The organism is Streptomyces sp. NPDC060031, from assembly GCF_042736805.1.
In the GTDB taxonomy this organism is placed as follows: domain Bacteria; phylum Actinomycetota; class Actinomycetes; order Streptomycetales; family Streptomycetaceae; genus Streptomyces.
The window spans coordinates 113,955-125,975 of sequence record NZ_JBHWVM010000013.1 but is presented as its reverse complement, the minus strand read 5'-3'; the positions used below and the strand labels follow the sequence as shown (position 1 = coordinate 125,975).

The window sequence follows — 12,021 nt, the reverse complement described above, 5'->3', positions numbered from 1 at the left end:
TCGGAGGGCGTGGAGATGAACGTATGGGGCAGATACCTCAAGAGCGGCAATCGTATAGCTCGCCTATCGACACAAACCACCCCTGAATGCCCACTGAGTGGGCGGTTCGTGAGTTGATGTCCGTTCCGGACTTGGTTACTGCTTCTTACTGAAGGTGCCGGGCTCAGCCTCGGTGAGGATTCCTAGTGTGACCAGGCGTTTCATCTTGGCTCGGGTGCGTTCGATGTGTTTCGGCAGGAGCTCGAAGTCGAGGACCTGGCAGATGTCGCGGGCCCTCAGTGTGCCGGTGGCGTCGTTGAAGACGGCGAGGATGCGCGGGTAGTCAGGGTGCTCGGGCAGCTCCAATCCTGATGGGTCGGGGCTCTGGACCGGGATTCGGTCGGCGAGGCCGGTGATGGTCGTGCGGGTGATGGCGAGGTGTTCCAGACGCAGTTCGGCCTCGCGGAGCTGGGCCTGAAGGGTGTCGATCTGGGTGCGGAGATCGCCGGCCAGGGCCCGGGCCGCGTCTTCCTGAAGGTCGAGCGCCTGAAGGAGGGGGTTGAGATTCACGCGCCGACCACTAGCGGATCGCGCCAGGTGAGCGTGCTCGCGTCGGTGAGCCGACGGGCCATGACGTGGGTCATGGCCCAGTAGACGCGTGAGGTGGAGGAGGCCGGGCGGTGTTCGTAGTCACGGACCAGGCGCCGGTGCAGTATCAGGGTCCCGAACGTCTGCTCCACCCGCCACCGTTTCGGCTGCGGAACGAATCCCCGCTCCTCAGGGTTGCGCCGGACGATCTCGACGTCGATGCCGAGGGCGGCCCCGTGCGTGACGACCTGGTTCTTGAAGCCCTGGTCGACCAAGGCCTTGCTGACCGAGCCGGCCGCCGCGACGGCGACCTGGTCGAGCAGAGCGATGCCGGCGGCGTTGTCGTGGACACTCGCGGCCACCACAGTGACGGCGATGACCAGGCCAAGGACGTCCACGGCCAGTCCCCGCTTGCGGCCAGGCACCCGTTTCGCGGCGTCTTTGCCCGTCGTGACCGCGGGGACCCCGGCCGAGCGGGAGATCAGCGGGCTGGAGGCGGAGCTGGAGGCCGAGGCGGCCCGCCAGCCCCCGCCTCCGCCTCCGCCTCCGGACTGGCAGCTCGAATCCATTCGGACCGGGGCCGGACCGAAGGCACTGCGCGTCCACGTCGGGGATGGCGCGATGAGCGGCGGCAAGCCCCTCGGCCGTGGGGAGGCCCGCCGGATGCTCGCCGAGCAGCGGTGCGCGTCGGCCTGGTCGCCTTCAGCTGCTCGTCGGTCAGGCCGTAGACGGTCGGATCGTCGAGCGCCAGACCGGAGTCGGTAAGCGGCCCAACTGCGCTGCATCTCGCTGCTGATGCTGGCGGTCAGGTGTAGACCAGTTCTGCCCGACTCAGCAGGGTCGAGCCTACGTGCCACTAAGGGTCGTTAGTCCTTTTTTTACGCACTAGGTCCGGCGTGTAATCCTGCCTTCTCAAGATCATCTCTGCGTGATGTGTATCCCACAGGGCCGCTTTGTGCTGCACAGAGACTTGAGGAAGAACATGAAGAAGACACGTATGGGGATCGTTGCATTGACGGCGGGAGGTCTGCTGGCCGCGGCTGGCACGCAGGCCTTTGCGCAGGCGCCCGAGTCCGGGGCCGTATCGAAGAGCGCAGCTGCAACGAGCGAGAACCAGGCCATTCCCGCGGCTTCCGCTTTCGGCGTGTTGGCCGCCGAGGACCCGCAGGCGGAAGGCGCTCCGGCCGGCAAGGCGCGTGCCACCCCGGCGACGGCTCTGTACGCGTCGGCTCTGGCGGTTCGAGCGACGGGCAAGGCTGGTGTCAAGGCGGGCCTCTAGCAGGCCAAGACCATCATGCAGGGCTGGAAGTGGGGCTGACCGGACATCAGTAACGGACAGGGACAGCGCGTGGCATGTGCCGCGATCGTCGGCGGCCGACGGCCCGTAGCCGCCGGCCGCCGTTGTCGGCCTTCTTCCCGGGCAGGGTTTCGGAGAACTTGTTGAACCTCTCGAAAGCCAAGGCCAAGGCCAAGGCCGCGGCCGTGCGTACCTGCGCCGTCATCGCCGCGACGGCTGTCGTCGGCCATATGGCCATGACCACCGTCTTCTTGATGCCGGATGGTCCGTTCAAGACCTCGGTCGGTCGGCACGTCGACGGATACATCAGGCCGTTCTTCGACCAGAACTGGCAGCTGTTCGCCCCCGATCCGATCGAACGGGATGCCGGTTTCCTGGTGCGGGCCCGGACCGCCGCAGGGGGCGAAGCCCACCGAGTTCGTTGACCTGACCAGTCCGGGGCTGGTCAGCGGCTACCACAACCTGCTTCGCGACCGGCTGCCCCGGATCGAATCCGGAACGCTGTACATGTACCAGGACGTCGAATACCAGATCCAGCAAGAGTTCGCCGCAAAGCACCCGCAGGAGAAGGAGACAGACCTCGTGTCGGTCGATGCCCGCATCCTTGCGGGCATCTCGGCGGAGTCGCGCAAGCAGTACGACAAGGCCCTGGACCGGCTGACCAAGCTCGCCGTGCTGCGGGCCAGAGAGCTGTGGGGCGAGGACATCACAGAAATTCAGATCCGGATAGGCGATCACGAGTACCCGAGGTTCGACGACCGGACCAACCGGGGACCCGGCCCCGTGACCTACCGTGACCTCGCCTGGGCCAAGGCCGGCGAAGGCGTGAGCCGATGAGCCAGACCTTCTCGGCCGCACGCAACTCCCCAATCGGCCGCCGCTTTTTGACGGCCTACGCGACCTTCACCAACCAGCGCCTCGCGCTCACCGGTCTATCCCTGCTGCGTATCGGCTACGGCGTGACGCTGCTCTGCGTTCTGCTGACCAATCTCGGCGTACGCGATGAGCTCTGGGGACCGGACGGGCTCTACCCCTGGAGCGACTTCACCGACCCCACGGCCGAGCATGCGTTCTCGCTCTACGCCCTGTCCTCGTCGGTCTGGTGGTCGGAGGCCCTCTACTTCGGCCTGCTCGGGCTGACGGTCCTGTTCACCCTCGGCTGGCGGACCCGACTGGTCACCCCCGCACTGTGGGTGTCCGTGTGGTCGTGGCAGGAGCGCAACCCCGTACCTTCCCGACGGCGGCGACAACCTGATGCGCATCGTGCTCATCTACCTGTGCTTCGCCCACGTCTCCGCCCGGTTCTCCCTGGATGCCCGGCGCCGGGCACCCAGGACCGGGCAGAGATCCTCGAGCGCCGGGGCGCGCTTCCGTATCGGTTCGGTCTTCCATAACTCCGCCGTCGCAGCTGTGATCATTCAGCTCTGCCTGCTGTATGTGGTCGCCGGCCTCTTCAAGGTGCGCGGGGAGCGCTGACAGGAGGGAACCGCCCTCTACTACGTCCTGCGTGTCGCGGAGTACTCGATCTTCCCGGAGCTCGCCCGGCTGCTGTACGAGCACGCGTTCCTCGTGTACGCCGTCACCTATTTGGCAGTGTTCCTGCAGGCGTTCTTCCCCCTCCTGCTGTTCCGGCCCTTCACCCGGCATGTGGCATTCGTGCTCGTCGCACTGATGCACGTCGGTATCGGTGTCCTCATGGGCATTCCGTTCTTCTCGCTCTTCATGATCTCCACCGATCTGGTCCTGATCACGGACCGCGAGTACCACTCGCTCGGCACATGGTTGCGCAGGAAGAGACAGCGCCCCGGAGACTCCAGGCAGCAAGACGACTCCAGACTCAAAGAAGGGATGTCACCCACATGACCACCACAGGGGCTGCGCAGGACCGGACCGCATGGGCGCCGGCCCGCAGCAGCGGGGACCCCGGCCTGGCCGCCAGGGTGAAGATGGCCGCCGGCGCTCCCGGCAATTACCACAGCCTGTCCGTCGCCTTGGTCTGCGAAGACACCGTGAGTTTCGCCGGAATCGGCACGGGCCACCCGGGCTCCCCTCCCCCGGCGACCGAGGACATCGCGTTCGAGATCGGCTCGATTACCAAGGCCCTGACCGGGATGCTGCTCTGCTCGCTCGCCGAGCAGGGGACGGTGTCCGTGGATCAGCCGGTGGCCGAGCTGCTGCCGGATTACGCCTTTGCGAGCACGACCGCGCAAGCGACCACGCTGGAGGAACTCGCCAGCCACCGATCCGGTCTGCCGCGCCTGCACCGCCGGTCCGTACTGGCTGCCCTGCGGGACGCGTACACGCTCCAAACCGGCGGTGACCCCTACCGGGGGATGGACAGGGAGGACTTTCTGCGTCGGGCGACCACTGCCGCACCGGCCGGGCCGCGAGGCGAGTTCCTCTACTCCAACCTGGGCATGTCCCTGCTCGGCCACGCGCTCGCCGCCGGCGGAAACTATCCGGCCCTGCTGCACCGGCAGTTGCTCGCTCCGCTCGAGATGAACCACACCCGCTTCTGCACCCGCCTGAACGAACTGCCGAAGTCGAGAGCCCTGCCGCACCGCAGAAGCGGCAAGACAGCCGAGCCCTGGCTCAGCGAGGGATACACCCCTTCCGGCACCGGCGCCTGGTCGACGGCCCGAGACCTCGCGCGCCTGCTGCGCGCGGTCCTGGACGAACGGACCCCCGGAATGGAGGCCACCCGACCGCGGTTTGCCGCGGACGGCCCCAACCGCATCGGGATGGGATGGATGACACTGACCCGGGATGGCAGGGAAGTGACCTGGCACAACGGGGGGACCGCAGGCTCCCGCTCCTTCCTTGGCATCGACCGACAGGGCAGGCGCGCCGTCGTGGTGCTGTCCAACACCGATCACGACGTCGACACGCTCGGCGCCCGCCTGCTGCTCGAAGCGGACTGAGACCCACCCCGGCCGCCACATGCCCCAGGAGGTTGATCGTCGGCTGCGGCCGGAAGACGAGGTCGAAGCCGGTGACCTTCCTCGGCCAGGTGCGCTGCGATCCGAAGCGGGTTACTTGGCGCTGTCAGGACAGGTCGGAGATGTCGGTACCGGGTGGTAGCAGGAGTCCTTCGGGCGCTGTTCGCAGGCCGAAGCGCGGGGGGTGGGTGAACGTCGCGGTACGGGAGAAATCGACCGTGCCGCCGGTGAAGCGGGCGGGCGGGACTGTGACGTGGAGGCTCTGGAGGCGGTGCTCGCCAAAGTCCATGACGGTGCCGGTGAAGGTGGAGCCGGCGAAGTCGACGAGACCGTCGGAGAACTCCGCGTCCTCGAAGCGGACCTCTCCTGCGCTGAAGGCGGCATCCCGGAAGTTCACACGGGCGCCGGTGAAGCGGGCGCTGTCGAAGGTGACCCAGCCGCCGCTGAAGACGGCCCGGTCGAAGCGGACGGAGCCGCTGCGGAACTCGGCGAGGCGGAGGTAGACACAACTCCCGCTGGCGAATTCGACCTCGTCGAAGACGACCTGGTCTCGATCGTGGCCGACGAAGAGCGCGTTGACGAAAATGATGTCGCCGCCGGTGAAGCGGGCGCCGCGGAAGTACGCCTCGTCGAGCACGGCGCCGCTGAAGTCGAGGTCGTACCCCTGCCAGGATTCCGGGGAGTCGTCTCGCAGATGGGCGGCGATGAGCCGGAGCACGGTCTTACGTATCTCACGTTCGCGTTGCCAGGCGACGAAGGCCGGCCCGTCGGCTGGAGGATCCGGCGCATGGGGCATCCGCCGGTAGCCGCACAGCACGTCGATGCAGGTCTGACGCTCCTGCGCCACTCGTCGGCGAGCCGGGCCATGGCATACGCACCCGCCATCCGGGCCGCAGGTTGATCCGCCCCGAGCTGATCGGCCGCGGCCCCGAACCGTTCGGTGAAGGCCCTGCCGTGCTCACGCTCCTCACTCACCTCACTGAGGTGCTGGCGCCGGTAGCCGACGACAAGGGCCACCACGCCGCCGGCTCCGGCGACGATCGCCAATGCGATCTTGATGCCGTCGTAAATATCTCCGGGCTTGAGCGGTCCGGCCACGTGCAGCCGAGGCGTACCCAGAAGCAGCCAGAGCGCTGCCGCGACGATGCCGACCGTAAAGACTGACAGCAACAGCACAACAGCAACATGCAGGCTCAACGACCAACGCATCATCTCGTACTCCTCCGCGGGAATGGTGGTCACCGCCAGCAGCCCGTGATGGGCAGAGCTCATGGTCTTGCCATGCCTGCCCGTTGCCGTAGTCGGTCATGATGACCAGCGCGTGGTCGTCGCGCTCTGTGTCGGTCGGCAGACTTCTCATGCCCATGGGCCCCCAGATCAGTGGTGTGCCGTGCGACCGTCTCACGGCGGATACCGGGCGCAGATTCTGGGGGCCGCGCGCTCACTCTGGGACGGCCGCGTTTCAGATCGCCGACGGCCTCCGGAGAGACATCGGAGTTCCTTTGTCGTCGAACGTCGAGCGTCGAGCGCCATGCGACGGGCCAGCTATACGCGGGCGGCGCCGGCGCGTCGGCGGTACTCACGTGTCGGGACGCCGCCGATCCCCCAGCCCTCCGGCTCGACCTCGTCGATGAGGACGAAGGTGGTGGCCGGGTCCTTGTCGAGGATCTTGACCAGCAGGTCGGTAACTCCTGCGATGATCTCGGCCTTCTGGGCAGCGGTGGCGCCTTCACGGGTGATCTTGACGTTGACGTACGGCATGGTGGTCATGCCCTTCCGGGACAGGTGGAGGGGACGGAGGGGGTACGGGGCTCAGGCGCGGCCGGTGACGTGGCCGCCGTCCACGCGCAGGGCGTGGCCGGTGACGAACGTGGCGCCCGCGAGGTAGAGCACGGCCTCGGAGATCTCGGAGACCTCGCCGACCCGGTTCAGCAGGGCGAGCCCGCCGAAGGAGTCGACGTCCGAGCCCGTGTGCAGCGGGGTGCGGATGATGCCGGGGGAGACGAGGTTGACGCGGATGCCGTCGGCCGCGAGTTCGGCGGCCAGGCTCGTGGTCAATGCGTGCACGCCCGCCTTGCTGACCACCGGCGCGGAGGCCGGGAACCCGGCGAGCCCGTGGTCGACGAGGACGGTGCCGATGTTGACGATGCTGCCGCCGCGGCCCTGCGCGCGCAGCGCCCGTACGACGGCCTGGGTGGTGAGGTAGGTGCCCTTGAGGTTGCCGGTCAGGAAGCCGTCGAGCTCGTCCTCGGTTACCTCGGTGAAGGGCTTGGAGGCGAAGGTACCGGCGTTGTTGACCAGTACGTCGATGCCGCCGAAGCGGTCGAGTGCGGTGCGGACGAGGGCCTGGCCGGTCTGCGGGTCGGCGATGGCGCCGGCGGCCCAAGCGGTCCGTTCCGGGTGGCCGAGATCGGCGGCGGCCTTGGCGAGGCGGTCGGGGTCGCGGCCGTTGAGGACGACGTTGGCGCCGCTGGCCAGGAAGGCGCGGGCGATGTCCAGGCCGATGCCGCTGGAGGAGCCGGTGATCAAGGCGGTCGTGGTCGTCGTGGTCGCGGTCGTCGTGGTGTCGGTCATGGCTGTGGGTGCCTTTCGGGGGTGGCGGATCGGTTCGTTCGTCTCGTCTGGTCGACACCAGAAACCTACGAGCCCTCAACCCATAAGACCACGACGGAATTTGGAGCATGCGATAATCCAACGTTATGGACGTGGACCTGCGTGACCTGGAACTCCTGCACGCCACCGCCGACGCCGGCTCCCTGACCGCCGCCGCCGAGCGGCTCTACGTCAGCCAGCCCGCGCTCAGCCAACGCCTGACCCGGCTCGAAGCTCGCCTGGGCATGCCCCTCTTCGACCGCAAGGGCCGCCGCCTGGTCCCCAACGCGGCCGGCCGCCGACTGCTGGTCGCCGCCCGCCAGGTCCTCGGCGAACTGGAGTCGGCCTCCCGCGACCTACGGGAAATCCGCGACGGGCGCGGCCGACGGGTCCGTTTCACCGCGCAGTGCAGCACCACCTACCCGTGGCTGCCGCCCGTCCTGCGCGCCTTCCGCGACCGCGAGCCGGACATCGACGTACGCATTGAAACCGTCGCCGACGACGCACCGATCCCGGCGCTGCTCGCCGACCTCGTGGACGTGGCGCTGGTGACCAAGCCGGACCTGCAGATGGACCGGGTATCCCTGACGCGGCTGTTCGAGGACGAGATGGTCGCCGTGGTGCCCGCCGGGCACGCATGGGCCTCCCGCAAACATCTGACTGCCCGTGACTTCGACGGCGCCGACCTGGTCCTGTACGACTTCTACGACCAGAAACGCATCCCGTCGATGCCGCTGCCGCTCCCCGTCGGGGCCCGGCCCGGCCGGATCATCACCATGCCCGTGGTGACCGACCTGGTGGTGGAGATGGTGGCGGGCGGCCAGGGCGTGACCGTACTCCCCAACTGGGTGGCCGCCCCGTACGTGGCCTCTCACGACCTCGCGCTGGTACGCATCGGCGCGCAGCCGCTGACCCGCACCTGGTTCTGCGCCACCCTCCCGGGCCCGCGCCCGCCCCACCTGGAGGCCTTCGTCGAGGAACTCACCACCCACCTGACGGCGCCGCGCAGCGCCTAACCCTCCGCGTGCGGGAGCTGCGCCGGCGCGTCGGCCAACTGCCGTACGGACACCTGACCCGGACTCCGGCAGACCGGCCTGCGCCCAGGCCTCCTGCTCTACGGCCGTGTCGCCTTCGGCGGCGGCGAGAACGATCTGCTTCGCGAGCGGCAAGCCCGCTCTCGTCACCCACTCCGCCGACTGGTTCCCGGGCGACGGCGTCACCGACCTCATCGCCCGCATGCCCGACGGCAGCTGTACGTCTACCAGGGCGAGGGCAACGGCCGCTTCGACATCAGCCGCCGCATGGAGCTCCTTCTCCCGGCAGGCGCCCCCAACCCGGCGACGTTCAGCCAGATCGTGGCCGTCCAGGACGTCACCGGCGACGGAATGGAAGACCTCTTCGCCCTCGCCGACGACGGCGACACCTTCTGGGCCCTCACCGGCTACAGCGGAGCCAGCATCACCAGCTTCAAGCAGAACGGCGGCCAAGGCTGGGGCAAGCGCGACATCGTGGGCGTCCGAGACATCTCCAAGGACGGCGTCCCGGACCTGATCTTCCGCGACGACTCCATGCCCAGCCGCGGCCTCGCCCTGCGCCTGGGCAAGCCTGGCGCAGGTGGCGGGGTCGACCTCAACTCCATCGGCACGGCCGCCGCATCCAACGGTGGCCAGGACATCACCTACGCAACCACGGGCTGGGACCGCGTCACCCTGCCACTCCTTCGCGGCACACCCGACGTCAACGGCGACGGATTCCCCGATATCTACGCCACCAGCAAGGACGGAAACCTCTACCTCTTCAACGGAGGCGGACAAGGCCTTCAGCGGCGGCTTGGGCGTCGAGGAAGACGACTGGGGCACTGGGCACCGGGGCACCGCCCGCGCCATCGGATAGTCAATCCGCCCACCAGACGAGCGCCCGGCCGGGTGAGTCCCCGGCCGGGCTCGGCGTGTTCGCGCCTCCTGGTCGAGCGGCAGGCGCCGGACGACATCGACCAGTGGACTTGCGCCGAGAACCACCGGGGGTGCACCGACCCCGACCCCCGGCCGAAGCGAAGCCCCGACACCTGGGGAGGGGGCGGTGGAGGTGCTGGTCCGGCGTCGGTCAACCATCCGCCGCGAGTTTCGGAACCTCCGCGCTCACTTGCCATGCCCCCGGCCGCGCTCGATGCCGGTTCTCCCTCCCCTCTTTGACGGTCTGTACGGGGGCCTGCGCGCGGGGCGGCTGGTGGTGGACCGGGAGGCTGTGGACGGCGGGCCTGCCGTCGGGAGTTCCTCTCCTGTCGGCACGCGGCCCCACCGCTGGTCCCAGTGACGGTGGTTGACGCCGCCTGCGTCCCCGCGGCGTCCATCTCGCCTCGCTTGTAACTGTTGATGAGATCCAACTCTTTAGTAATAATTGCACCAAATAGGTATCATGACGTCATGTTTGTCCTTTTGGTGGAGTATGACTTTCAGTTCGCGATGTTCCTGCGCTCGGGTCTGGCCGAGGAAGGGTTCGAGACGGAGTGGGTTGGCGACGGAGACGCAGCGCTGCGCCGCGCTTTGGGCGGCGCCCACGACGTCATCGTGCTGGGAGCGACGCCCCTTGGCATGTCCCGCACCGACTTGTGCGTCAGGCTGCGCAGAGGCGGTGCCACCACACCCGTTCTGGTCCTGGCTGGACAGGACGGGGAGGACGACAGCGCAAAGGTCCTGAAGGCAGGCGCGGACGAACACCTCGCAGGACCCATTTCGCTCGCCGAACTCACCTCCCGCCTGAGCTCGTTCTTTATGACCTGACCTCGAACGATGCCGTTTCGAGCTGACCGACGCGCTGCTGCGCGCGGACGGGCCGGTGACCACGCCGGTGGACCTCACGTTGACGGCCGAGCACCAGCGCGGACACAGCTCGATGTACGACGCGCTGAACAGTGGAGACTTCGACGTGCCGCGGCTGCGGCGGGTGCTGGCAGGGCCGGCTCAGGCCGAGGCCGCCGACGGGCGCCTCGCCCTGGCCGTGGACGTCACCCACTGGCTCCGGCTCAACGCGCCAACCAGTGCAGACCGCTTGTTCTGCCACATCTCCAGCCTCAGCGGACGCACGTCGGACCAGTTCGTGCCCAGCTGGCCTACTCATTCGTCGCCACGCTGTGGAGTCGGGCCGAACTTCGTGGTGCCCCTCCTGTGGTCAGTCTGCCGTCGATGACGTTGAAAATGCGGTCATAGGAATCCAGCGACCGCTCTTCAACACCGGTGTTCTGCGCAGGCACCGGCTTCCTGTCTGCGGCCGCCCTGCGGGCGGGGGCGGCAGCCGCCGCGTGGTCGGGGGTCGGGGTCGGGGTCGGTGAGGGGCCCTGACCCGGATTTTGGACACCGGAGAGACTTGGATCTTGATGGTCGACGCCTTCCGCCGGCTGACCCGATACGCCACCCGACGCCGGCACTCCCGGCTCGGGCTCGGTCAGTGGTCTCCGATCGCTTTCGAGAACGCCTTCCAGTCACCGTCAACTACCCTGGCCCAAGCCGCATAGACGTGTTCAAAATCCGGGGTCAAGGCCCCTCGCAGGTTCCGTCGCCGATGGGATCGGCCGCTACGTGCGCTGGTCGGACCCCGTAGGTCGCCCCGACGGGGCTGAGCGACACAGCGCCCGCGGGCTAGATGACGGGCGGGCGGCCCAGGCGGGTCATGCGGGCGACGGTCGACCACCGCATGGGCCGCCTGGCGCCACCGCTGGTGCGCATGCCTTCGGCGAACCCGGACAGCCAGGCCCGAAGCCCAGAGATCGAGCGGGTACGGGCCACGGTCAGCGCGGTCCACACGCCGAGGTAGACGGGGATGAGCGGGGCGGGGAGGTGGCGCTTGGCCAGCCAGACCCGGTTGCGGGCGGTCATCCGGTAGTAGACCGCGTGCCGGGCCGGGGACGTCTTCGGGTGCTGGAGGAGCAGGGCAGGTTCGTAGAGGACATCCCACTCGAAGTCCAGCGCCCGCCACGCGAGGTCGGTCTCCTCATGGGTGAAGAAGAACGCCTCCGGCCAACCGCCGATCTGCTCCAGCATCCGCATCGACAGGGCGTGCCCGCCGCCCAGGAACGTCGTCACCAACCCCCGCCGCATAGGGTCCTTCGCCCCGAGGCGGGGAATGTGGCGGCGCTGGGTCTCGCCCCTCTCGTCCGCGATGCGGAAGCTGACGATGCCCAGCCGGCCGTCGGACTCGTAGAGGTCGGCGATGGTACGGATCACGTCGGTATCGATGAGGAGGCCGTCGTCGTCCAGGTCCAGGAGGACGTCGATGCCGCCGAGCTCGCGCAGCTTGTGCCAGGCGACGTTGCGGCCGCCGGACACCCCCAGGTTCTCCGGCAGTTCCACCCCGATCACCCCGGGCGGCAGGTCCGCCAGAGCGCAGCCGTTGCCGACGACCACCACCGCGGCGGCCGCCTCGTCCTGCTTGGCCACCGACTCCAGCAGCGCCGTGAGGGCGGGCATCCGGTCCCCCATGGTCAGCACGGCCACACCCACCCGCGATCGGCTCACGACCACTCCCTTGCTCCAGGCACCGGTGAACGGCGAGCGTACCGCCGCCCGGCCCCAGCCCGGCCATGTGCAGGGCTCTGCTCCGGGATTGGCGTCGGGCGGCGGCTCTTCGTGA

Annotated in this window: 13 protein-coding genes and 3 pseudogenes; 10 read left to right on the top strand and 6 right to left on the bottom strand. The window is 68.4% G+C overall.

Annotated elements, in window-relative coordinates; all coding sequences use genetic code 11:
- Positions 1 to 135: 135 nt before the first annotated feature.
- Both ACFWB8_RS08740 and ACFWB8_RS08735 read right to left on the bottom strand, forming a co-directional pair.
- Positions 136 to 549: a hypothetical protein gene (locus tag ACFWB8_RS08740; protein ID WP_385223764.1), complete on the bottom strand. Its 414-nt coding sequence runs from the start codon at positions 547 to 549 to the stop codon at positions 136 to 138.
- A pseudogene (locus ACFWB8_RS08735) lies at positions 546 to 1,040 on the bottom strand (transposase); the annotation flags it as partial. The pseudogene ACFWB8_RS08735 and the gene ACFWB8_RS08740, both read right to left, overlap by 4 nt.
- A 509-nt stretch (positions 1,041 to 1,549) precedes the next feature.
- On the opposite strand from ACFWB8_RS08735, the gene ACFWB8_RS08730 reads away from it, so the two are divergent.
- The 5 genes and pseudogenes from ACFWB8_RS08730 (at position 1,550) to ACFWB8_RS08710 (ending at position 4,785) form a co-directional block, all read left to right on the top strand.
- Positions 1,550 to 1,846, top strand: coding sequence for a hypothetical protein (locus ACFWB8_RS08730; protein WP_385223763.1), 297 nt, complete (start codon positions 1,550 to 1,552; stop codon positions 1,844 to 1,846).
- Between the two features lie 74 nt (positions 1,847 to 1,920).
- A pseudogene (locus ACFWB8_RS08725) lies at positions 1,921 to 2,701 on the top strand (DUF5819 family protein).
- Positions 2,698 to 3,258 carry a hypothetical protein gene (locus tag ACFWB8_RS08720; RefSeq protein ID WP_385223762.1) on the top strand — a complete coding sequence of 187 codons (561 nt, stop codon included), beginning with the start codon at positions 2,698 to 2,700 and terminating at the stop codon, positions 3,256 to 3,258. The pseudogene ACFWB8_RS08725 and the gene ACFWB8_RS08720 overlap by 4 nt, the downstream one beginning before the upstream one ends.
- 175 nt (positions 3,259 to 3,433) lie before the next feature.
- On the top strand, positions 3,434 to 3,727 hold the full coding sequence (locus tag ACFWB8_RS08715; RefSeq protein WP_385223761.1) for a hypothetical protein: 294 nt from the start codon (positions 3,434 to 3,436) through the stop codon (positions 3,725 to 3,727).
- Between the two features lie 83 nt (positions 3,728 to 3,810).
- Entirely contained in the window at positions 3,811 to 4,785 is a 975-nt protein-coding gene (locus ACFWB8_RS08710) for a serine hydrolase domain-containing protein (RefSeq protein WP_385223771.1), read from the top strand.
- Between the two features lie 124 nt (positions 4,786 to 4,909).
- Here the strand turns inward: ACFWB8_RS08710 and ACFWB8_RS08705 are convergent, their stop codons facing one another.
- On the bottom strand, positions 4,910 to 5,521 hold the full coding sequence (locus ACFWB8_RS08705) for a pentapeptide repeat-containing protein (RefSeq protein WP_385223760.1): 612 nt from the start codon (positions 5,519 to 5,521) through the stop codon (positions 4,910 to 4,912).
- A 179-nt stretch (positions 5,522 to 5,700) separates the two neighbouring features.
- On the opposite strand from ACFWB8_RS08705, the gene ACFWB8_RS08700 reads away from it, so the two are divergent.
- Complete coding sequence (locus ACFWB8_RS08700; protein ID WP_385223759.1) at positions 5,701 to 5,967, top strand: hypothetical protein; 267 nt, start codon at positions 5,701 to 5,703, stop codon at positions 5,965 to 5,967.
- A gap of 381 nt (positions 5,968 to 6,348) precedes the next feature.
- Here ACFWB8_RS08700 and ACFWB8_RS08695 read toward each other — a convergent pair whose 3' ends face one another.
- Both ACFWB8_RS08695 and ACFWB8_RS08690 read right to left on the bottom strand, forming a co-directional pair.
- Complete coding sequence (locus ACFWB8_RS08695; protein WP_385223758.1) at positions 6,349 to 6,573, bottom strand: 4-oxalocrotonate tautomerase family protein; 225 nt, start codon at positions 6,571 to 6,573, stop codon at positions 6,349 to 6,351.
- Positions 6,574 to 6,615: 42 nt separating this feature from the next.
- Positions 6,616 to 7,377: an SDR family NAD(P)-dependent oxidoreductase gene (locus ACFWB8_RS08690; protein WP_385223757.1), complete on the bottom strand. Its 762-nt coding sequence runs from the start codon at positions 7,375 to 7,377 to the stop codon at positions 6,616 to 6,618.
- A gap of 125 nt (positions 7,378 to 7,502) precedes the next feature.
- Here ACFWB8_RS08690 and ACFWB8_RS08685 point away from each other — a divergent pair, with 125 nt between their 5' ends.
- From ACFWB8_RS08685 to ACFWB8_RS08670, 4 genes and pseudogenes are all read left to right on the top strand, one after another.
- A complete protein-coding gene (locus tag ACFWB8_RS08685; RefSeq protein ID WP_385223756.1) occupies positions 7,503 to 8,411 on the top strand; it encodes a LysR family transcriptional regulator in 909 nt (302 codons plus the stop codon).
- A 285-nt stretch (positions 8,412 to 8,696) separates the two neighbouring features.
- Positions 8,697 to 9,587, top strand: coding sequence for an FG-GAP repeat domain-containing protein (locus tag ACFWB8_RS08680; RefSeq protein ID WP_385223755.1), 891 nt, complete (start codon positions 8,697 to 8,699; stop codon positions 9,585 to 9,587).
- A 231-nt stretch (positions 9,588 to 9,818) separates the two neighbouring features.
- A complete protein-coding gene (locus ACFWB8_RS08675; protein WP_385223754.1) occupies positions 9,819 to 10,175 on the top strand; it encodes a response regulator transcription factor in 357 nt (118 codons plus the stop codon).
- A gap of 16 nt (positions 10,176 to 10,191) precedes the next feature.
- Positions 10,192 to 10,552, top strand: a pseudogene (locus ACFWB8_RS08670) (transposase); the annotation flags it as partial.
- 478 nt (positions 10,553 to 11,030) lie between these two features.
- On the opposite strand, the gene ACFWB8_RS08665 reads toward ACFWB8_RS08670, so the two are convergent.
- On the bottom strand, positions 11,031 to 11,906 hold the full coding sequence (locus ACFWB8_RS08665) for a glycosyltransferase family 2 protein (protein ID WP_385223753.1): 876 nt from the start codon (positions 11,904 to 11,906) through the stop codon (positions 11,031 to 11,033).
- Between the last annotated feature and the right edge of the window lie 115 nt (positions 11,907 to 12,021).